General features: G+C 67.3%; 21 protein-coding genes. 14 read left to right on the plus strand and 7 right to left on the minus strand.

What is annotated here, in order from left to right; all coding sequences use genetic code 11:
- Positions 1-3: 3 nt before the first annotated feature.
- Complete coding sequence (gene fdxA, locus Q0R27_RS09590; RefSeq protein ID WP_293943824.1) at positions 4-342, plus strand: ferredoxin FdxA; 339 nt, start codon at positions 4-6, stop codon at positions 340-342.
- A gap of 30 nt (positions 343-372) precedes the next feature.
- Here the strand turns inward: fdxA and Q0R27_RS09595 are convergent, their stop codons facing one another.
- The gene (locus tag Q0R27_RS09595) at positions 373-822 is read right to left on the minus strand and encodes a VOC family protein (protein WP_293943788.1); all 450 of its coding nucleotides are present in this window, start codon (positions 820-822) and stop codon (positions 373-375) included.
- Positions 823-909: 87 nt separating this feature from the next.
- Between Q0R27_RS09595 and Q0R27_RS09600 the strand changes: the two genes are divergently transcribed.
- The 4 genes from Q0R27_RS09600 to Q0R27_RS09615 all read left to right on the plus strand — a co-directional run bounded on the left by Q0R27_RS09600 (position 910) and on the right by Q0R27_RS09615 (position 5575).
- Positions 910-1581 (plus strand): winged helix-turn-helix transcriptional regulator, encoded by a 672-nt coding sequence (locus Q0R27_RS09600; protein ID WP_293943790.1) that lies wholly within the window; start codon positions 910-912, stop codon positions 1579-1581.
- Between the two features lie 32 nt (positions 1582-1613).
- Positions 1614-2618 carry a cobaltochelatase subunit CobS gene (cobS, locus tag Q0R27_RS09605; RefSeq protein WP_293943791.1) on the plus strand — a complete coding sequence of 335 codons (1005 nt, stop codon included), beginning with the start codon at positions 1614-1616 and terminating at the stop codon, positions 2616-2618.
- Positions 2615-4438 (plus strand): cobaltochelatase subunit CobT, encoded by a 1824-nt coding sequence (gene cobT / locus Q0R27_RS09610; RefSeq protein ID WP_293943793.1) that lies wholly within the window; start codon positions 2615-2617, stop codon positions 4436-4438. The genes cobS and cobT overlap by 4 nt, the downstream gene beginning before the upstream one ends.
- A 153-nt stretch (positions 4439-4591) precedes the next feature.
- A complete protein-coding gene (locus Q0R27_RS09615) occupies positions 4592-5575 on the plus strand; it encodes an esterase-like activity of phytase family protein (RefSeq protein WP_293943795.1) in 984 nt (327 codons plus the stop codon).
- A 12-nt stretch (positions 5576-5587) separates the two neighbouring features.
- On the opposite strand, the gene rpmB is transcribed toward Q0R27_RS09615, so the two are convergent.
- Positions 5588-5881, minus strand: a complete 294-nt coding sequence (rpmB, locus tag Q0R27_RS09620; protein WP_293943797.1) for a 50S ribosomal protein L28 — start codon at positions 5879-5881, stop codon at positions 5588-5590.
- 168 nt (positions 5882-6049) lie between these two features.
- Here rpmB and Q0R27_RS09625 point away from each other — a divergent pair, with 168 nt between their 5' ends.
- The 3 genes from Q0R27_RS09625 (at position 6050) to Q0R27_RS09635 (ending at position 8276) form a co-directional block, all read left to right on the plus strand.
- Positions 6050-6385, plus strand: a complete 336-nt coding sequence (locus Q0R27_RS09625; RefSeq protein ID WP_293943799.1) for a hypothetical protein — start codon at positions 6050-6052, stop codon at positions 6383-6385.
- Between the two features lie 32 nt (positions 6386-6417).
- Positions 6418-6876, plus strand: a complete 459-nt coding sequence (locus tag Q0R27_RS09630; protein WP_293943801.1) for a nucleoside deaminase — start codon at positions 6418-6420, stop codon at positions 6874-6876.
- 71 nt (positions 6877-6947) lie between these two features.
- Positions 6948-8276 carry a hemolysin family protein gene (locus tag Q0R27_RS09635; RefSeq protein ID WP_293943803.1) on the plus strand — a complete coding sequence of 443 codons (1329 nt, stop codon included), beginning with the start codon at positions 6948-6950 and terminating at the stop codon, positions 8274-8276.
- On the opposite strand, the gene Q0R27_RS09640 is transcribed toward Q0R27_RS09635, so the two are convergent.
- The 3 genes from Q0R27_RS09640 to purD all read right to left on the minus strand — a co-directional run bounded on the left by Q0R27_RS09640 (position 8273) and on the right by purD (position 10494).
- Positions 8273-8803, minus strand: a complete 531-nt coding sequence (locus Q0R27_RS09640) for a hypothetical protein (RefSeq protein ID WP_293943805.1) — start codon at positions 8801-8803, stop codon at positions 8273-8275. The two genes, Q0R27_RS09635 and Q0R27_RS09640, sit on opposite strands and share 4 nt — an antisense overlap.
- A gap of 126 nt (positions 8804-8929) precedes the next feature.
- A complete protein-coding gene (locus tag Q0R27_RS09645; protein WP_293943807.1) occupies positions 8930-9244 on the minus strand; it encodes a hypothetical protein in 315 nt (104 codons plus the stop codon).
- Positions 9241-10494 (minus strand): phosphoribosylamine--glycine ligase, encoded by a 1254-nt coding sequence (gene purD, locus Q0R27_RS09650; protein ID WP_293943826.1) that lies wholly within the window; start codon positions 10492-10494, stop codon positions 9241-9243. Before purD ends, Q0R27_RS09645 begins: the two co-directional genes overlap by 4 nt.
- Between purD and xseA the strand changes: the two genes are divergently transcribed.
- The gene (gene xseA, locus Q0R27_RS09655) at positions 10493-11899 is read left to right on the plus strand and encodes an exodeoxyribonuclease VII large subunit (protein WP_293943810.1); all 1407 of its coding nucleotides are present in this window, start codon (positions 10493-10495) and stop codon (positions 11897-11899) included. The two genes, purD and xseA, sit on opposite strands and share 2 nt — an antisense overlap.
- 4 nt (positions 11900-11903) lie before the next feature.
- Positions 11904-12119 (plus strand): DUF2093 domain-containing protein, encoded by a 216-nt coding sequence (locus tag Q0R27_RS09660; RefSeq protein ID WP_293943812.1) that lies wholly within the window; start codon positions 11904-11906, stop codon positions 12117-12119.
- Here the strand turns inward: Q0R27_RS09660 and Q0R27_RS09665 are convergent.
- On the minus strand, positions 12116-12637 hold the full coding sequence (locus tag Q0R27_RS09665) for a hypothetical protein (protein ID WP_293943814.1): 522 nt from the start codon (positions 12635-12637) through the stop codon (positions 12116-12118). The genes Q0R27_RS09660 and Q0R27_RS09665 overlap by 4 nt on opposite strands.
- A 225-nt stretch (positions 12638-12862) precedes the next feature.
- On the opposite strand from Q0R27_RS09665, the gene Q0R27_RS09670 reads away from it, so the two are divergent.
- From Q0R27_RS09670 to Q0R27_RS09680, 3 genes are all read left to right on the plus strand, one after another.
- Complete coding sequence (locus tag Q0R27_RS09670; RefSeq protein WP_293943816.1) at positions 12863-16003, plus strand: TonB-dependent receptor; 3141 nt, start codon at positions 12863-12865, stop codon at positions 16001-16003.
- A gap of 130 nt (positions 16004-16133) precedes the next feature.
- Positions 16134-18149, plus strand: a complete 2016-nt coding sequence (locus tag Q0R27_RS09675) for a tetratricopeptide repeat-containing sulfotransferase family protein (RefSeq protein ID WP_293943818.1) — start codon at positions 16134-16136, stop codon at positions 18147-18149.
- Between the two features lie 10 nt (positions 18150-18159).
- Positions 18160-19311 (plus strand): aspartyl/asparaginyl beta-hydroxylase domain-containing protein, encoded by a 1152-nt coding sequence (locus tag Q0R27_RS09680; RefSeq protein ID WP_293943820.1) that lies wholly within the window; start codon positions 18160-18162, stop codon positions 19309-19311.
- A 566-nt stretch (positions 19312-19877) separates the two neighbouring features.
- Here Q0R27_RS09680 and Q0R27_RS13465 read toward each other — a convergent pair.
- On the minus strand, positions 19878-20183 hold the full coding sequence (locus tag Q0R27_RS13465) for a hypothetical protein (protein ID WP_366080165.1): 306 nt from the start codon (positions 20181-20183) through the stop codon (positions 19878-19880).
- Between the two features lie 293 nt (positions 20184-20476).
- On the opposite strand from Q0R27_RS13465, the gene Q0R27_RS13470 reads away from it, so the two are divergent.
- Positions 20477-20761: a putative 2OG-Fe(II) oxygenase gene (locus Q0R27_RS13470; protein ID WP_366080167.1), complete on the plus strand. Its 285-nt coding sequence runs from the start codon at positions 20477-20479 to the stop codon at positions 20759-20761.
- Positions 20762-20909: the final 148 nt, after the last annotated feature.

Below are 20909 nucleotides of genomic sequence, written 5' to 3' on the forward strand. Positions count from 1 at the left end.
CCCATGACCTACGTCGTCACCGACGCCTGCATCCGCTGCAAATATATGGACTGCGTCGAGGTCTGCCCGGTCGACTGCTTCTACGAGGGCGACAATATGCTCATCATCAATCCCAACGAGTGCATCGACTGCGGGGTGTGCGAGCCCGAGTGCCCGGCCGAGGCGATCCTGCCCGATACCGAGAGCGGCAACGAGAAGTGGCTCGAGCTCAACGCGAGCTTCTCGGCCGAATGGCCCAACATCACGCGCAAGCGCGAAAGCCCGGCCGACGCCGACGAGTATAAGGGGCAGGAAGGCAAGTTCGAGAAATACTTCAGCGCCGAGCCCGGCCAGGGCGACTAGGGCCTGGTGCGGTAGCCTCGCCGGCGCTTCCTAGCGTGCTGCATCCTCGAGCTTCATCCTTTCTTGCCGCTCCTGCTCGCTCGGGGCCATCCACATCATTTTAATCATGTGGCCATCGGGACTGGCGACCGAGCGGCCGTACATTGTCTCGCCATATTCGGTCCTGGGCGTCGGGTCGGCCGTGCCGCCGGCTGCGACCGCAGCCTCGACCGACTGATCCACATGCGCACGGTCGGTTCGCGACAGGACCAATAACGCCTGTACCTGGCGGCGCGGATCGATGATTTCGCGGTCGGTGAACGTGGCGAACTTGGCGTGGGTCATCAGCATGAAGTTCACGCTGTCCGAAAAGCGCATCATCGCGGCGGTGTCGTCGCTGAACCTGGGATCGTTCGTCGCGCCGAGTGCTTCAAGAAAGCGACGCGAGGCGGCGAGGTCGGTGACCGCGAGGTTGACGAAGATCATCTGGGAATCAGCCATGTTTCAACTCCTGCGACTCGGTTGGCCCTTGCTTGATACCCACTTAGATAATATATCACAACCGTGAAGTTAGAAAACATAACCTATTTGAAAGATGAGCCGTCGCCGAGGAACGACAAGCGGCAGTACGACGATGCGTGCGGGACGGCGCACGCGCTTGAATTGATCGGCGAACGGTGGACGCTGCTCGTGCTGCGCGAACTGATGCTCGGGCCGCGCCGTTTCTCCCAACTGCGCGCGGCGCTGCCGGGGATCAGCGCCAACGTGCTGACCCAGCGGCTTGCCGAGCTCGATCAGCGCGGGCTTGTCCGGCGGCGCAAGCTGCCGCCGCCGGCCTCGGTCCAGGTCTATGAGGCGACCGAGTGGGGGCTGGAGGCCGAACCCATCGTCCAGGCGCTCGGTCGCTGGGCGGCGCGCTCGCCCGGCCACGATCCGACGTTGCCGATCAGCGGGGTTTCGATCCTGCTGTCGTTCCGGACGATGATCTCGGATAAGCGCGCCAAGGGGATCGACGCCAGGATCGGCTTCCGGTTCGGGGCCGACGACTATGCCGCGCGGGTCAAGAAGGGTCAGATCAAAATCGCCCGCGGGTCGCTCGATGGCTGCGACGTGGTCTTTTCCGGCGCCCCGGCCACGCTCGCGGCGGTGGTCTATGGCGGCCAGCCGCTCGACCTGCTCGGCGTGACCGGCGACCGCGCGCTGGCTCAGAAGTTCGTCACCCTGTTCGTATTGCCCCCGAAAGTCGGCTCGGGTGGTTGAGAGGTCGACGCCAGTGGACTAAGAACCGATTCATGACCGACATTCCCAACGTCAACCTCGACGCCCGCAACGACACGGTGCTCGCCGCGCCCGACAAGATGGTCAAGATCCGCGACGCCTTCGGGGTCAACTCGGACATGGAAGTGCCGGCCTTCTCCGAAGCCGACGAGCGCGTTCCCGACCTCGACCCGGCTTATGTGTTCGACCCCGACACGACGCTGGCGATCTGCGCCGGCTTCGCGCGCAACCGGCGGGTGATGATCCAGGGCTATCACGGCACCGGCAAGTCGACCCATATCGAGCAGGTCGCGGCGCGATTGAACTGGCCGTGCATCCGCATCAACCTCGACGCGCACATCAGCCGCATCGACCTCATCGGTCGCGACGCGATCGTGCTGCGCGACGGACAGCAGGTGACCGAGTTCCGCGAGGGCTTGCTGCCGTGGGCGATCCAGCACCCGATCGCGCTGGTGTTCGACGAATATGACGCCGGCCGCCCCGACGTGATGTTCGTCATCCAGCGCGTGCTCGAGGTCGAGGGCAAGCTGACCCTGCTCGACCAGAACCGGGTGATCCGACCGAACCCCTATTTCCGGCTGTTCGCGACGACCAACACCATCGGGCTGGGCGACACGACTGGGCTTTATCATGGCACGCAGGCGATCAACCAGGGCCAGATGGACCGCTGGAACATCGTCGCGACGCTGAACTACCTCCCCGCCGCGACCGAGGCGCAGATCGTGCTCGCCAAGTCGGGCGATTATGACAATCCCGGCGGCAAGGCCGAGGTCGACAAGATGGTCAAGGTCGCCGACCTGTCGCGCCAGGGCTTCATCGCCGGCGACATCTCGACGGTGATGAGCCCGCGCACGGTCATCAGCTGGGCCCAGAACGCGATGATCTTCGGCGACGTCGGTTTTGCCTTCCGGCTCAGTTTCCTCAACAAGTGCGACGAAAGCGAGCGCCCGCTGATCGCGGAATATTACCAGCGCGTGTTCGGCAAGGACCTTCCCGAAAGCGTCGTCGGCAAGGCGTGAGCCAGATCGACTCTCTCGACCGTTTTCGCCGCGTTCTCGCCGGGGCGGCTCGCGCCATCGCGCGTGATGGCGAGGTCGAAGTGGCGTTTGGGCAGGAGGCGTCGGGCGGGGCGATCGGCAAGGTCGCGCGGGTGGTGTCGCCTGGGCCTGCGCTCGAACCCCGGCTGGTGGCCGAGGCGCGCGGGGCGGCGGATGCGCTGGCGTTGCGGGTGCGGCACTCGGATGCAAAGCTGCACGCGCGCCGCTCGCCGGCCGAAGCCGAGGCCCGCGCCGTGTTCGATGCGCTCGAGGGCGCGCGGGTCGAGGCGCTCGGCGCTCGGCAGATGGCGGGGGTGCGGGGGAACCTCGCCGAACTGGCCGAAGCGCGGGTGCGCGGCGATGCGATCACGCGGGCGCGCACCGCCGAGGAAGTGCCGCTGGCGACCGCGATCGGACTGCTCGCGCGCGAACGGCTGACCGGCGCACCGCCGCCCGTGGCCGCGCGGACCGGGCTCGCGCTCGTCACGCCGTGGATCGAGGACAAGGCGGCGGCCGAGCTCGACGCGCTGGCGCTGACGATCGACGATCAGCGCGCCTTCGCGACGCTTGCCCGGCGGTTGCTGCAGGACCTCGACCTCGCCGACGCCGAGGACCTGGCCGAAGAGACGCCCGACGAGGGCGGCGACGAGGAGCAGGGCGAAGAGGAAGGCGCGGACGAACCCGACGATGTCGGCGACCAGGGTGCCGAGGCGGGCGGCGAGATCGAGATGCGCGGCGAGCAGGGGGAGGATGACAGCGGCGAGGAGCGGCCTTCGTCGGAACAGGAAATCGACGGTGACGAAAGCAGCGCCGGCGAGGAGGGCGACGAACAGGCCCAGCCGAAGAACGGCCGCCGCAACTGGGCCGAGGCTCCGTTCACCGACTATCGCGCCTATACGACGCGCCACGACGAGGAGATCGCCGCAGCCGAACTGTGCGACGAGGAAGAGCTTGCCCGGCTGAGGGCGACGCTCGACCTGCAGATGGCGGCGTTGCAGGGCGTGGTCACACGGCTCGCCAACCGGTTGCAGCGGCGGTTGATGGCGCAGCAGGCGCGCAGCTGGGACTTCGACCAGGAAGAAGGGATGCTCGACGCCGCGCGGCTGGCGCGCGTGATCGTCTCACCAGCGCATTCGCTGAGCTACAAGATCGAGCGCGAGACCGAGTTTCGGGACACCGTGGTCAGCCTGCTGATCGACAATTCGGGATCGATGCGCGGACGGCCGATTTCGATCGCGGCGACCAGCGCCGACATCCTCGCGCGCACGCTCGAGCGGTGCGGGGTCGCGACCGAGATCCTCGGCTTTACCACGCGGGCGTGGAAGGGCGGGCAGAGCCGCGAGGCGTGGCTGGCCGAGGGGCGACCGCCGACCCCCGGCCGGCTCAACGACCTGCGCCATATCATCTACAAACGCGCCGACGAGCCTTACCGCCATGCGCGCAAAAGCCTCGGGCTGATGATGCGCGAGGGGCTGCTCAAGGAGAATATCGACGGCGAGGCGCTGCTGTGGGCGCACAACCGGCTGATGACGCGGCGCGAAGAGCGGCGGATCCTGATGGTCATTTCGGACGGGGCGCCGGTCGATGATTCGACCGCATCGGCCAATGGCGGCTCCTACCTCGATGCGCATCTGCGGCAGGTGATCGGGTGGATCGAGCAAAGGTCGAGCGTCGAACTGGCGGCGATCGGCATCGGCCATGATGTGACCCGCTATTATCAACGGGCGGTGACGATCATGGACGCCGAGCAACTGGGCGGCGCGCTGGTCGATCAGCTGGCGGGGTTGTTCGATATCAAATAGGGTGCAGGCCGGGCCCGGACGGCCTCAAATAAATTGGGGCCGGCATGTTTCCACACCGGCCCCCCCTCGTTACGCGACGCGAGGGAACTCACCGCCGATACGCTGCGGCACACGACGCGGAAAAGGGGGAAAACCGCGTCGATGGAAGGGTTTATGCACGATTCGGGGTTGAACGAAGCTGAACGCCGGTTGCAGCCGCGGTTCAGCTTGGCGGGCCTGGTCGGTGGACTGCTGGTCGCCGCGATCGTCCTGGCGGTGGCGTGGCGGTGGGACGAGGGACCCGATCGCTACGCTATGCCGCGGCGAAGCGTCGCGCTGACCGCGGTGACGATCGCGATTGATCCGGCAAGCGTCGTTCCGCTGCGGCTCGTCGGGGCATGGCGGCTGACCGCGCCCGATCCTCGCTTCGGTGGCCTGTCGGCACTGGCGATCGATCGCGGCGGGCTGCTCGCGGTCAGCGACAACGGCGTAGTGTTTCGCTTCCCTCGCCCTGGCGACGGGCCGCCGACGGTCGAGATCGCCGACCTGCCCGACGGTCCGGGCTCGCCGGCAAGCAAGACCGACCGTGACAGCGAATCGCTCGCGCGCGACACGCGGGGGCGTGGCTGGTGGATCGGTTTCGAGACGAGCAACCAGCTGTGGCTTTATGATCGCGACTTGACCCACGCGCTTGGCTCGCTGCGGTTCGGTCGCAAGCGGTGGCCGTTCAATCGGGGCATCGAGGCGATGCTGGCCGAGCCGGACCGCCTGGAGGTCGTGCCTGAACTGGCGCACGAGGTCGTGTTCGAGGCCGGCAGCAAGTCGGCCAGTGAACCGCTCGGCGGCGTCGGCAGCGATATTTCGGACATGGTCAGGCTCGCCAATGGCGAGACAATCGTGCTGATGCGCAATCTCGAGGTAACCGGTTTTCGCCTGGGACTCGGCGCGCTGGTGCGCACGACCGCGGGCTGGCGGGTCGAACGCCGCGTGCCGCTCGACGTCGGCATGTTCATGAATCTCGAGGGGATCGCCGCCGAACCACGCGCCGATGGCGGAACCAGGCTATGGCTGGTGACCGACGATAATTTCCAGAGACCGATGACGACGGCGCTGTTCGCGCTCGATGTCCCGCCGGGCCGTTGGCGCGGGCGGGACTAAATCAGATGTCGTTCAGGCGGCGGCTGCGCCAGCTTTCTTCTTGAGTTCGCGCTTCAGCTTCTGCGCGCGCGGCGAGAGCTTCTCGGCACGCGTCTTGGTCAGCCAATTGTCGAGGCCGCCGACATGCTCGACCGAACGCAGGCCGTGCGTCGACACCTTGAGCTTGACGCTCTTCGCCAGAGCATCGCTGATCAGCGTGACATTCTGCAGGTTGGGCAGGAAGGTCCGCTTGGTCTTGTTGTTGGCGTGGGAAACATTGTTACCCACCTGCCGGCCCTTGCCGGTCAGCTCGCAAACGCGCGACATATGTGAAATCCTGATTGAACGGGCGCCAAGCGTCCGGAAGCGTGGGCCGATAGCCGCCCTGCCGATTCGCGTCAACCTCGCGGCTTGGTCCGGGTCGAAGTCGCGCACCGACGCAACTCCCGCATCGCTGTCGCGTTACCGTCACAGTCAGGATAGGGAAACCCCATAATGCGCGCCATACTTCTGCTGCTGATTGTCGCCGTAGTCGCGGTGATCCTCGCCTTCGCCTCGGGCTTCGTCCACTTGAACCAGACCCGCCCGGCGCGGGTGCCGAGCGTGGCGGTCACCAATGGTGCCGTCGTCACGAAGGGGGGCCAGTCGCCGTCTTTCGACGTCGAAACCGGCTCGGTCGCGGTCGGCACGCAGCGGCGCGAGGTGACCTTGCCAAAGGTCGCGTTCCCGCTGCCGTCGCTCCAGGTCAATCGTCCCGGCAAGGACGCCCAGAACGCCGCGCAGGCGAATGCGGCCCAGGCAAACGCTGCACTGGCGAACCAGGCGAAGTGACGATCCTCGCGGAAGCCGTTAAGCCACCTGGCATGACCGGCTTTCCGTTCCCCGCGCCCATGGCCCGTGCGCTTGCGCTCGCCGCTGAGGCCGCCGCCGCCGGCGAAGTCCCGGTCGGCGCGGTCGTTACCCACGGCAAGGACATCGTCGGTGAAGCGCGCAACGCGATGCGCGGGACGCTCGACCCGACCGCCCATGCCGAGATCGTTGCCATCCGCCACGCCGCGACCCGGCTCGGCCAGGCGCGGCTTGACGGCTGCACCTTGTGGGTGACGCTCGAACCGTGCGCGATGTGCGCCGCCGCAATCGGCCTCGCGCGGATTGAGAAACTGGTATTCGCCGCCGAGGATCGCAAGGGCGGCGCGGTGGTCAGCGGCCCCCGGCTGTACAGCTTGCCCACCTGCCATCACCGGCCCGAGGTGCTCGGGGGTATCGGCGAGGCGCTCGCCGCCGACCAGTTGCGCGCCTTCTTCGCCGCCCGCCGTATTTAGCGGCAGACCGAACAGACATCACCGTCCCCTTGTCGCCGCCTGCCAATGGGGGTTAGACGCAAGTCCTGCCCATGAGCGCCCCCCTCCTCCCTTTCCCTTGGCTGAGCCTGATCCTGATCCTCGCGCTGGTCGCGCTCAACGGCCTGCTGTCGATGGGCGAGTTGGCGATCGTGTCGGCGCGGGAGGCGCGCCTCAAGGGCCTTGCCAAGGCAGGCAGCAAGGGCGCCCAATGCGCGCTCGACCTTGCCGCCGACCCGGGGCGCTTCCTGTCGACGGTGCAGAGCGGGATCACCCTGATCGGAGTCGTCAACGGAGCCTTTTCGGGCTCGCGTCTTGGCCAACCGGTGGCGCAGCGACTCGAATGGCTCGGGCTGGCGCACGACACCGCCGAGAATCTCGGCTTCGGGTTGGTAATTGTCGTGACGACCTTCGTCAGCCTCGTCATCGGCGAGCTCATCCCGAAGCAATTCGCGCTGCGCAGCCCCGAGCCGATCGCGGTGGCGATGGCGATTCCGATGCGCTGGCTGGCCAAGGCGACCGCGCCGTTCGTGTGGCTGCTCGACCGGTCCAGCGCGGGCATCTTCGCGTTGCTGGGCATGACGCGGGAGAGCGAAAATCACGTCACTGCCGAGGAATTGCACCTCGTCGTCGCCGAGGCGCACAGCTCGGGCGTGCTCGAGGAGAGCGAGCGCGCGATCATCTCGGGCGTGGTCCGGTTGGCCGACCGGCCGGTGCGCGAAGTGATGACGCCGCGCACCGAGATCGACTGGATCGACGCCGACGCCGATCGTGACGAGATCCGTGCGACGCTGCTCCAGACACCGCACAGCCGGTTGCCGATCGCCGAAGGATCGGTCGAGGAGATCATCGGGGTGGTCTCGGCGCGGGACCTGCTGCTGGCGCTGCTCGAGGGCCGCGAGCTCGACCTGCGCGGGCTTGCCCGGGTGCCCCAGGTCATTCCCGACCTAATGGACGCGATGGACGCGCTCGGGGTGCTCCGCGAGGCGGAGGTGCCGCTGGCGCTGGTCCATGACGAATATGGCCATCTGGACGGAATCGTCACACCAGGGTCGATCCTGGCGGCGCTGAGCGGGGCGTTTGCGAGCGACGCCGACGCCGATGACGACCCGCCACTGGTCGAGCGCGCGGATGGCAGCTGGCTCGTCTCGGGGGCGGCCAGTGCCGATTTGCTGATCGATCGGTTCGGCATGAACATGCCCGCCGAGCGCGATTATGCGACCGTCGCCGGGTTTGCGCTGTCGGTGCTCAAACGCCTGCCCGAGACGGGGGATACTTTCGCGCACCAGGGCTGGAAATTCGAAGTGGTCGACATGGATGGCCGCAAGATCGACAAGCTCCTCGCCAGCCCGCCCAAACGGCGCGAGATTGAACCCGCCTAAAGCTTGCCGAAATTCTGCTCGTAGCCGTCCCCGTCGCCGCGGGCGAGATAGTCGGCCTGCTCGACGATCCGGTCGCGGGTGAAGCGGCCGCGGAAGGCGCCCATCGAGGCGTCGATGTGCGCGACTTCGGTCGGGGTCAGTCGCGCGATCTGGTCGAAGCGGAAGATGCCCTGGCTGTGGAGCAGGGTGGCGAACTTGGGGCCAACGCCTTTGAGTCGCTGGAGATCGTCCGACGCGCCGGGCAATTCGCCGTGGACGTGGGTGCGCAGGATGTCACCCGACACGTCGCTCACCGCCGCCGCGGCCTCGGCGCCGAGGCCCCAGCCCTCGCGGACACGTCCGGGAGAGAGCGGCGAGGGCGCCTTGTCGACCGCCTTGGGAAGCGTGCTGGTCATGTGCGGCCGACGCGGCGCCTCATCCAACAACCGCACCCGCTGGCGTGGGCAGAAGAGGAGGTAGCCGGTTATTGCGCCGATCAACAATGCGATGATTACGACCGGTAGATACTGGTTGAAGACGTCGATCATCGGCGCGAGCATCCTTCCTGATTTACCACCGCCGGTTGCGGCGACTTACTTCAACCATATAGGCGAGCAGCAGCCCGATCGCGAACGCCGCCAGCGTCATCAGCGCGACTTCGGCGAACAGCGGGATCATCGGCGTGTCTCCGCGGGCAGGGATGACGCCACCCACCGAGCCTCGCCCACTCCGGGAATGAGCTCCATCCGCCGCACGATCTCGTGGCGCTGGAAGTCGTCGGCAGGACCGCTGAGAATCAGCCGGCGGGTCAGCGGGCCGCGCTGAAGGTGGGCCTGCACCTGCATCATCTCGTCGCTGTCGAGCTGCGCGCGGGCGCTGGCCTCGACCGACGCGGCGAAACGGTCGCCATTACCGAGCGGACCATGCCACAGTGCAGTGAGCGCTAATACGGTCGTTAAACCCGCGCCAAACACGACCGCACGGTTCATGAGATGCGCTCCAGTTCGCGCCAGCCGATGTCGCGGCGGTGGAAACCGTCGGCGAAGTCGATCGCATCGACCGCGGCATAGACGCGCGTGCGGGCTTCACCGAGCGAGCGGCCCTTCGCGGTCACGGCGAGCACCCTCCCGCCGCTCGCGACCAGCGCGCCGTCGCTGAGCTTCGTCCCTGCCTGGAACACGGTCACGCCGACCAGTGCTTCGGCGTGATCGAGCCCGCCAATCGTGCCGCCCGCCGCCGGGGTGGCGGGATAGCCCTTCGCCGCGACCACCACGGTCATGGTCGTCTCGTCGGACAGTTTTGGCGGGACCTCGCCGAGCCGTCCGGTCGCGACCGAATGGAGCAAGGCGGCGAAATCGCCGTCGACGCGGGGCATGATCGCCTCGCATTCGGGGTCGCCGAAGCGGACATTATATTCGATCAGGCTGGGGCCATCGCGGGTCAGAATCAGCCCGGCGAACAGCACGCCGCAAAACGGCGTTCCCGCCTCCGCCATCGCCCGCGCGGTCGGCTCGACGATCTCGCGCATCGCCTGCGCCTCGAGCTCGGGGGTCAGCACCGGGGCCGGGGAGTAGGCGCCCATCCCGCCGGTGTTCGGGCCGGTGTCGCCCTCGCCGACCCGCTTGTGGTCCTGCGCCGAGGCGAAAGCGATCGTGCGGGCGCCGTCGACCAGCGCGAACAGGCTCGCCTCCTCGCCCTCGAGGAATTCCTCGATAACCATCGGGCCGTCGGAAGCGCGCGTAATCGCGTCGACTGCCTCGGCACGGGTCAAGGCGACCGTCACGCCCTTGCCCGCCGCCAGCCCGTCGGCCTTGATCACCACCGGGATCGCGAACCGGTCGAGCGCGGCGAGCGCGTCGCCGACCGTGTCGACCCGGACATAGGCCGCGGTCGGGATGTCGTTCGCGGCGCACAGATCCTTGGTGAAACCTTTGGAACCTTCCAGCCGCGCCGCATCGGCATTGGGCCCGAACACCGCAATCCCGGCGGCGCGCAAGGCATCGCCGACTCCGGCGACCAGCGGCGCCTCGGGGCCAACGACGACGAGGTCGATCGCTTCGGCTTTCGCCAGATCGACCACCGCCGCCGGATCGCACGGATCAACCGCGACACACTCGGCCCAGCGCGAAATCCCCGGATTGCCCGGCGCGGCGATCAATCGGGCGCAGCTTGGTGATTGCGCCAGCCGCCATGCCAGCGCATCTTCACGTCCACCCGATCCCAGCAGCAGGATGTTCATGCCCGACGACGTCACGCCCGCACTGTTAGCGCAGCAGAAGCCGGGCGACAACGCGCCCCCGTTCAGCGTCAGCGAACTATCGGGCGCGCTCAAGCGGACAGTCGAAGGCGCATTCGGCCATGTCCGCGTGCGCGGCGAGATTTCGGGCTGGAAGCGCCACGCCTCGGGCCATTGCTATATGTCGTTGAAGGACGAGAATGCGGTCATGGACGCGGTGCTGTGGCGCGGCCAGGCGGCGAGCCTCGCGTTTCGCCCCGAGGATGGCGCCGAGGTCATCGCGTCGGGCAGACTGACCACTTATCCGGGGCGATCGAAATACCAGCTGGTCGTCGATCGGATGGAGCTCGCCGGCGAGGGCGCGTTGATGGCGCTGCTCGACAAGCGCCGCCGCGCGCTCGCTGCCGAAGGACTGTTCGACGAGGCGAACAAGCGACCGCTGCCGTTCCTGCCGCGCATCATCGGCGTGGTCACCTCGCCGACCGGGGCGGTGATCCGCGACATCCTCCACCGCCTCGCCGACCGTTGCCCGACCCGGGTGATCGTGTGGCCGGTGCCGGTGCAGGGGGAGGGGGCCGCGGCCAAGGTCGCCGCCGCGATTCGCGGGTTCGGCGCGATGCAAGGGCCAGATCGACCCGACCTGTTGATCGTCGCGCGCGGTGGCGGGTCGATCGAGGATTTGTGGGCGTTCAACGAAGAGGAAGTGGTCCGTGCCGCCGCCACTTCGCCGATCCCGCTGATCTCGGCGGTCGGACACGAGACCGACACGACGCTGATCGACCATGCCGCCGACCGCCGCGCGCCGACCCCGACCGCCGCGGCGGAGATGGCGGTGCCGGTGCGCGCCGAACTGGTCGCGCTGCTCGACGAATTGTCGGCGCGGAGCCGAAGATGTTTGTCGCGCGGGGCGGAGCGGGCGAGGGAGCGGCTGGCGCTGACCTCGTGCCGCTTGCCCGAGCCCGCCGCGCTGATCGCGCTTCCCCGCCAGCGGTTCGACGAACTTGGCGACCGACTTCCCCGGGCACTCGCCGCGCGCGCCGGTCATGCGCGGGCCGACCTTGCCGGAATAGCGCCGCGTCTTCGCAGGGAGTTGGTCGAGCAGAAGATCGAGCGATCCGCCGAGCGACTCGCCGCGCTGTGGCAGATGGCGCAGCTGGTCCACCCCGACCGCCCGCTGTCGCGCGGCTTCGCCCGGGTCACGACGCGGGACGGCCGCACGCTGGTGAGCGCGGACGCGGCGCGGGCCGCGGCTGCGCTCAGCCTGCGCTTTGCCGACGGCGAGGTCGAGGTCGCGGTCGAGCACGCGAGCGCATCGTCGGCGGATCGCCCCGAGCCGTCCCGCCTTGAGCGCAAGCGCCCGCGGCCCTATGTCGCTCCGCAGGCGAGCCTGTTCGACCGCGAGGACTGATCCGATGTTGCTCAACCAGGGCGGACGCGAGGCACGCCTCCATTATATGGCGGGGACTTTCCGGCTGCTGGCGCACGGCGATTATGTGCGCTGTGCGGTCACCGGCGTGCGAATTCCGCTCGACCAGCTGCGCTACTGGAGCGTGGCGCGGCAGGAGGCCTATGCCGATGCCACCGCCAGCCTTGAAGGCGAACGCCGCGCGGGGGCGATCGGTCGTTAGTTCACGCGCTTCACGCGTATGCCCGGCATCCGCCCGACATTGAGCATGTAACTGCCCATCGCGGCGCGGTGGACGAATACCTTGTCGCCCTTGCGCGGATCGAGCGCCAGCGTGCGGTCGTCGGTCTGGGTCCATTGCGTGCCGTCCTGCAGCCCGATGACGTACGTGCCGTCGCCGCGTTGGGAGGCGAAGGCAACCTGCCCGTCGAGTTCTTTGAGCTCGTCGCGATCATTGCCGAGGATCCCGCCAAGGCTGGGGATAGAGAAGCCGAACAGTGAGCGCCGCGCGGTCTTCACCGCCTCGCGATCGACCATGACGAGGTCGCGCCGATTGATGGCATCGCCGACCGCGGCGGTTTCACGGTCATAGCAGGCGAGCCGCGCCGCACTGTCGGCCAAGTCCTTGCACGCCAACAGGCGCGCGACTTGCGTCGGCGGCTTGTTGTCGAGCGGAAGCGACTTGGCGGACAGGGGCGATGCCGCGATCAGGGCGGCGATCAGGATCAGGGTTTTGGGCATGCCGGACATCCTTTGGTGAGGCGCTCACTCTGACCGCGAGGCGCGTAACGGGCAAGAGCGTGACTGTGACAAATTAGAAACATAGCGTAATCTTCGCATGGTCCAGCTGTAAGTTGGAGTTGCTTGTGGCCGATAGTTTCACTTAACATGACTACTTGATCGGCTCGCCCCGCTTGTGTGCCGTCCATCATCGGCCGCGCGATCAAGCGGCCAGAAGGGGATTGTATGACTCAAAGCTTCCGCCATCGCCTGCTCGCAACGACACTTCTTGTCGGCGCCGGCATGCTCGCGACGCCCGCCTTGGCCCGGACGGCTCCGCAGCCCGACGGCCCCCCGACGACCAATGCCAATGGCAAGCCCGTCGAGCAGCCCGCCGATATAGTCGTCACCGGTACGCGCATCCCGTCGGCCAACCTGACCTCGGTTGCGCCGGTTACGGTCGTCACCAGCCAGGACATTAAGCTTCAGGGCGTGACGCGCGTCGAGGATCTGCTGAACTCGCTGCCGCAGGTGTTCGCGGCGCAGTCGTCGACGATATCCAACGGCGCCTCGGGCGCCGCGACGGTCAACCTGCGCGGTCTCGGCGCAAGTCGCACGCTGGTCCTCATCAATGGCCGCCGCCTGATGCCGGGCGATCCGGGCAGCTCGGCCGCCGATCTGAACTTCATCCCCTCGTCCCTCGTCAAGCGCGTCGAGATCCTCACCGGCGGCGCATCGGCGACCTACGGCGCGGACGCCGTCGCCGGCGTCGTCAACTTCATCATGGACACCAACTTCACCGGCATCCGGTTCGACGGCGGTACCGGCGTCTACCAGCACAATAACCGCAACTCGATCACGCCGCCGCTGCTCGATGCCCGCGCCGCACACTTCTCGGGCTACGGCTATCCCAAGCATCAGACGGTCGATGGCGGCTCGTTCGACGGTACGATTTCGATCGGCTCTGGCTTCAATGACAATCGCGGTCACGCGGTCGCCTATTTCGGCTATCGCAAGGTCCGTCCGGTGCTCCAGGCGAACCGTGACTATAGTGCCTGCACCGTCCAGAATACTGGCGCTTCTCGCTTGGTCGGCGGCAAGGGAGTTCTCAATCCGGCCGCCCCGCTGCAGTGCGGCGGTTCGGCGACGTCGGCGACCGGCACCGTGTTCTATCACACGGCGACCACTTCGTCCTCGACCGTTGGCGCGCTCGGGCCGGGAACGCTGACCCAGGGCACGCTCAACCGCTACAATTTCGCCCCGACCAACTATTATCAGCGGCCGGACGAGCGCTACACGGCAGGCTTCTTTGCCGATTACGAGATCAGCCCGGCGGCCAAGCCGTACCTCGAGTTCATGTTCATGGACGACCGTACGGTTGCCCAGATCGCTCCCTCGGGCGACTTCGGCAACACGCTCACGATCAACTGCGACAACCCATTGATGTCGGCGTCGCAGCGAAGCCAGATCTGCCAGCAGAACAACTATATCGTTGGTCAACTCGGCACGTTCCCGCTGACTCCGGGCCTGTATAACTCGATCAACGGGACCGCTACGGCTCCGCCGCCGCTCAACTTCTTCGATCCGACGACCGGCTCGACCTACAACCAAGCCTTCTTCCAGCTGCTGCGCCGCAACGTCGAAGGCGGTCCCCGCCAGAGCGATCTGCAGCACACCAGCTTCCGTGGCCTCGTCGGCATGCGTGGCGATCTGGGCAAGGCATGGTCGTACGACGGCTATTATCAGTATGGCCGGACCAACTATAACCAGGTCTACTCGAACGAGCTCTCGGTCTCGCGTCTGCGCAACGCGCTCGATGCCGTCCGCGCTCCCGGGCCGAACGGCCAGATTGTGTGCCGCTCGGCTCTGAGCGGCAGCGATCCGAACTGCGCTCCCTATGACGTATTCGGCGGAACCCCGTCGGCGGCCTCGCTCGCTTATTTGAGCGCAACGGGCTTCCAGAAGGGCCTCACCAGCGAGCAGGTCGCCAGCGCCTCGTTCACCGGGCGGCTCGGCGAATATGGGATCAAGAGCCCGTATTCGAACGAGGGCGTCAGCATCAACGTCGGTGCCGAATATCGCAAGGAGAGCCTCAATCTCCAGACAGATAACGCGTTCCAGACCGGCGATCTCGCGGGCCAGGGCGCGGCGACGCTCCCCGTCTCGGGCAGCTACAACGTCAAGGAATTGTTCGGCGAAATCCAGTTTCCGCTGGTGCACAACAATTTCATCTACGACCTGAGCTTCAACGCCGGTTACCGCTACTCGACCTACAAGATCTCGAGCGGCGGCAAGTTCAAAACCGATACCTACAAGCTCGGTGTCGAATTCGCTCCTGTTCGGGATATTCGTTTCCGTGGCGGCTATAACCGGGCGGTTCGCGTTCCGAACATCCAGGAGCTGTTCGGGCCGCAACTCGTCGCGCTCGACGGGTCGACTGACCCCTGCTCGGGCTTCACCATCACCGCTGCGGATCGGGGCTGTCTCGCCCAGGGCCTCCGTGTTGGCCAGAACGTGACGGGCAACCCGGCGGCGCAGTATAACGGCTTCATCGGTGGCAACCCCAACCTGAATCCGGAGATCTCGACCACCACGACGCTTGGCGTCGTGCTCCAGCCGACCTTCATCCCCCGCTTCGCGCTGACGGTCGATTATTTCGACATCAAGGTGAAGAAGGCGATCCAGGGCTTCGGCGCGGACGCGATCCTGGCCTCGTGCACGAACGACGTGAACCCCGTCGCTTGCGCGCTTATCCACCGCAACCCGGCGGGTTCGCTGTGGCTCTCGTCCGACGGCTTCGTCACCGACCTTCCGACCAACGTCGGTAGCGTCCAGACGCGTGGCATCGAGGTCAACGGCTCCTACTCGCATCGCCTGGGTGCTTTCGGCAACGCGTCGGCGAGCCTGATCGGGACCAAGCTTACCCGCTACGGCGTCGATAATGGCCTCACGCAGATCTATGACTGCGCGGGCTATTATGGTCCGACCTGTGGCGGTCCTGCGCCCAAGTGGCGTCACAAGGCACGTGTCACGCTTGACACCCCGATGGGCGTCGGCCTGTCGCTGCAGTGGCGTTATGTCGGGAAGGCGGACGTCGAGTATAAGAACGCCAGCACGACGCTGAACGGGAACTATTACAACTACAGCTCGAGCGTGAAGGCGCAGAACTACTTTGACCTGGCCACGACATTTAACGTCGGCAATCACTACAATCTGCGTCTTGGCGTGAACAACATCCTCGACCGGCAGCCGCCCTTGTTCACTTCAGGCAGTGGCAGATTTGGAGCCAGCACGTGCGCTTCGGTGGTTTGTAACGGCAACACCTATCCGGGCAGCTACGACGCACTCGGCCGGCTCCTCTACGCCGGTGTGACGATCAACATATAAGCCGGTCGCTTCGGCGACTGAACTGGGGCGGTGGTTCATTTCGAACCATCGCCCCTTTCTTTTGCGAACGCGGGCCGATTTGGAGAGCGGGCGCTTGCCGACGCCGGGCCGGATCGTTCATGGGTAGCTCATGAATGTTGCGACCGACTCTGCCCTGCGCGAAGCCGCCGGGCTTGCCCGCCAGGGGCGTTTTGCCGAAGCCTGCGCGATCGGCGCACGCGCGCTTGGACAGCATGACGATCCGGTGCTGCATGCGCTTGTCGGCGCGCTCCATCTCCAGCTTGGGCAGTTCGCCGACGCCGTGCCCCATCTTGAGCCCGCGATTGCTGCCCAGCCCGGCGACAACATCGTGCGTGGTAACCTCGTCGAAGCCCTGATCCGTGTCGGCCGCGAGCGCGAGGCGCTGGATCATTGCGACGAAGCCCATGCCGCGGTGGATCCATCGCTGCGACTTCGCCGCCTGCGCGCCCATCTGACACAGGCCGCCGGCGATATGCTCGCCGCGGTCGACTCCTATTCACGGATCATTGCCACCGATCCGGGCGACTGGGCTAGTCTCAACAACCTTGGCAATGCACTGAGTTCGCTCGGCCGCTTCGAGGAGGCCACCGAAGTGCTCGCCCGCGCCGCTCGGCTGGTGCCGGACTCGCCACCGATCCAACTCAATTATGCCAATGCCCTGCTCGACGCGGGCCGGTTCGACGAATGCGAGGCGCAGCTTCGCGCCGCTGCGGCGGCTTTCCCGCATGACCCGTATCCGCTGACCGACCTGTTCGCATTTTACAAACGGCTCGGGCATGAGGAAGAATCGATCCAGGCCCTGCGCGCCGCGGTCGCGCTCGATCCGGGGAGTGCGCCACTGGCCTCAGACCTGGGTCAGGAGTGTGCTTGGCGCAACCTTTACGACGAGGCCGAGGCGTCATTCGAGCGCGCGCTGACTATCGACCCGACGCTGTCGCCGTCCTACGTCGGCCTCGCATCGGTTTATGAACGAACCAATCGCGAGTCTCAGTTGCAGCCGCTCCAGCAGCGTGCGGTGGCGGCTGGCGCGGACGCGGAAACCGGGCACTTCATCCACGCGCTGATTCTCAAGCGCGCTAATAAGTTCGAGGAAGCGCTGGCCGAGCTCGACCAGGTCGGCGAGGCGGTCATCGCCGCGCGTCGCTTCAACCTGCGTGGGCAATTGCTCGAGCGGCTCGGGCGGAGCGAAGAAGCGTTCGAGGCCTTCGCCGAGATGAACCGCCAGTGGGCCGAGGACCCGTCCCAACCGCGGGAACGCGCCGCGCTCTATCGCGACGAGGTGGCGCATGCCGAACAATTGATGACGCCCGCATGGGTCGCCAGCTGGAGCAAGCCCGTCCTTCCCGCGCTCGACCGCCCGACCCCGGCGTTCCTCGTCGGTTTTCCACGCTCGGGCACAACTCTACTCGACACGCTGCTGATGGGGCACGGCGACATGCAGGTGCTGGAGGAAGAGCCGTTCCTCGGGGAGGCTGAGCGCGATCTGGGCGGGCCGGACGCGCTTGCCTCCCTGACCGCCGATGAGATCGGCGCAGCTCGCGACCGCTATTTCGAGAAGATTGCCGGGCTCATCGACCTTCGGCCCGACAGCCTGATCATCGACAAGCATCCGCTTCACCTCAACAAGGTGCCGGTGATCCGGCGGCTGTTCCCCGACGCGAAGATCATACTCGCGCTGCGCCATCCGTGCGACGTGCTGCTGAGCTGCTTCATCACCAACTTCCGCCTCAACAATGCGATGGTCAATTTTCTCGACCTTGACGACGCCGCACGTCTTTACGACCTGACATTTCGCTTCTTCGACAGGGCGACGGCCGTGCTTCATCCGCCGGTCCACACAGTCGTGTATGAGCGAATGGTCGAGGATCCCCGCCGCGAACTTGAGCCCCTCGTCGCCTTTCTCGGACTCGAGTGGCGCGATGCGTTGCTCAACCATCGCTCGACCGCAATCGCGCGCGGGCCGGTAAGCACCGCAAGCTATGCCCAGGTCACTGAGCCGATTTACCGGCGCGCCGCCGGTCGCTGGACGCGCTATCGCCGGCACCTCAAACCTATTTTTCCCGTCATCCGTCCGTGGGTCGAGAAGTTCGGCTATTCGCTTGACGAGGAAGCGGCGGCGACATGAAGCACGGCCGGTGAGCGATCCCGCCCAGCTCGCGCGCGATGCCGACCAGGCCGCCGCCGCCGGCGATCTCGCCCGCGCCGCCGACCTCCTAGCCGCCGCCGCCGAGCAGGACCCGGCCAATCCCGCGCTGTGGCTCAAGCTCGCCTCGCTCCAGCGCGCCTCGGGCCGCCCGAAACATGCGCTCGCCTCGGCCGAACGCGCGCTCGCGCTCAGCCCGCTCGACTTCACCGCGCTGCTCTTGCGCGCCAGTCTCCTCGAAAGGCTCGCCGAATCCAACGCCGACGCCGCCTACGCCAACGCCCTCGCCCGCCGTCCGGCCGACCCGCTCCCCCCCCAGCTCGCCCAGATCGTCGCCCACGCCGAGCAGCGCGTCGCCGCCTGGCAGGACCGGCGCGAGGCGCGAATGGCCGCCGATGCCGCCACCGCGCTCGCCGCCGCCTCCGACGAGGAGCGCGCCCGCGTCGTCCGTTTCCAGACCAATATACTGCGGCGCACGCGCCCGTTCCACAGCGAGCCGACCGACTTCCATTTCAGCGGCCTTGTCAGCCGCGAATTCCACCCCCGCCGCCTGTTCCCCTGGCTCGCCGAACTCGAGGCCGCGACCGACGCCATCGCCGACGAAATCGCCGCGGTCATGGCCGCAGAGCGCGCCGAGCTCGTCCCCTACATCCAGTATGAAGCCCACGCCCCGCTGGCCCAGTGGCGGCCGCTCAACCACAACCGCGACTGGACCGCGATTCACTTGTGGCAGAATGGCGCGCGGGTCGAGGCCAATGCCCGCCACGCCCCGCGCACCCTCGCCCTGCTCGAGCGCATCGGCCAGCCGCGCATCGCTGGCGCATCGCCCAACGCGATGTTCTCGCTGCTCGCCCCGCACACCGTCATCCCACCGCATGTCGGGGTCAGCAACGCGCGCCTTGTCTGCCACCTGCCACTGGTCGTTCCCCCCGGCTGCTGGTTCCGCGTCGGCGCCGAGACTCGCGAATGGCGCCGCGGCGAGGCGTTCTTGTTCGACGACACGATTGAACATGAAGCCGCCAATCCCAGCGACGAGCTTCGCTTCGTCCTCATCTTCGACGTGTGGCACCCCGATCTCAGCGCGATCGAGCGCGATGCGGTCACTGCAATCGTCGGCGGCGAGGGCGCCGCCGCGGGGCTGTGACTCGCGATGAACTCGCCGCGCTTGCTAGCCGCGCGCTGGCCACCGGGGAGGAAGAAGCCGCCCTCCCCCGACTGGCCGCCGCCGCCACGGCACACCGCGACGCCCGCCTGTACCAATGGACTGCGCTGCTCCACCGCTCGCTCGACCAGCACGGTGAAGCTATCACCGCATTCGACGCTGCCGCCCGCCTTGCTCCCCAGGATCCGCTGATCGCCCACGGCTTAGCCCGCACGCTGATGGAGGCCGGTCGCGACGCCCGCCCCGCCTACGACCGCGCCCGCGCCCTCGCCCCCGCCCCCGCCGATGGCGACCTGCTCGTCGGGCAGAGCGCCGCGCGCCTTGCCCAAGGCGAAGGCGAGCGCGCCGCTGCCGCGCTTTGCGACATCCTCGCCGCCAACCCGCTATGGATCCCCGGCCACCTCCACCTCGCCCAGCTCCAAGCGCTGCTCGGCCACCCCGATCGCGCCGCCGCCAGCATCGACCGCGCCCTCGCCGCGCACCCCGCCGAGCCCAGCCTGTGGACCGCGCTGTTCGACCTCGCCATCCGCCGCGAAGCCTATTTCGAGCTAGCCGAACTCATCCGCCGCGCCCCGCTCGCGCCGACCGAGACCGCCCCCTTCGCCGCCATCGCCGCCGCCGAAAGCGGGCGCCTCGACGACGCCACGTACCTCTTCGCTACCCTCCCGCCGACCGATCTCCCGATCTGGCGCATCCGCCACGCGCTGCGCACCGGCGACGTCACGCGCGCGTTTGCGCTCATCGATGCCGAGCTCGCCAGACCCGCCGCCGCCGATGCAGGGCCCTACGCCTTCCTCGCCTGGCGCCTCGCGATGGACTCGCGCTTCGACAGCCTGGTTAACGACACGGTGCAAATCATTGACCTCGCCGACCGCCGACCGCCGACCGCCTCCCGCTCGACGCGCTCGCCGCGACGCTGCGTTCGCTCCATGTCGTCAGCGGACAATATCTCGACCAATCCGTGCCCGGCGGGTCGCAGACCGACGGCCCCCTGCTCAGCCGCCTCGAGCCCGAGCTTCGCGCCACGCGCGCGGCCATCGTCGACGCGGTCCAGCAATATCGCGCCGCGCTCCCCGCGCCGCGCGCCGGCAACCCTTTGCTCGGCCCGCCCCGCGACCGCCGTATCCGTTTCGCCGGAAGCTGGTCGGTGCGCCTATTCGGCGGCGGCCACCACTCCGCTCACGTCCACCCCCACGGCTGGATCAGTTCGGCGCTCTACGTTGCGCTTCCGGACCAGCTTCCGGGCACCGACGGTTGGCTCGAACTTGGTTCGCCGCCGTCCGATCTCGGCCTCGACCTGCCGCCAACACAATTGGTTGAGCCGCGCCCATGCCGCCTTGTCCTGTTCCCGTCGTGGTTGTGGCACGGCACCCGCCCGTTCGGCGCGGGCGAGCGGCTCACGATCGCGTTCGACGTTGCGCCGCCGCGCTAGCTGTCACCTTACCCGTGATTGCCGATCCATGTCGCGACTTCGGTCGCGACGCGGTTGGCGGCGCGGTTGAGCGCGGGGCCGACGTCGTCCTTGGTCCCGTTCGACGGCTCGCGGGCTTCGAAGCGGCGGGTTTCGACCCGGGCTCCGG

This window comes from Sphingomonas sp. (genome assembly GCF_025362505.1).
Lineage (GTDB): Bacteria > Pseudomonadota > Alphaproteobacteria > Sphingomonadales > Sphingomonadaceae > Sphingomicrobium.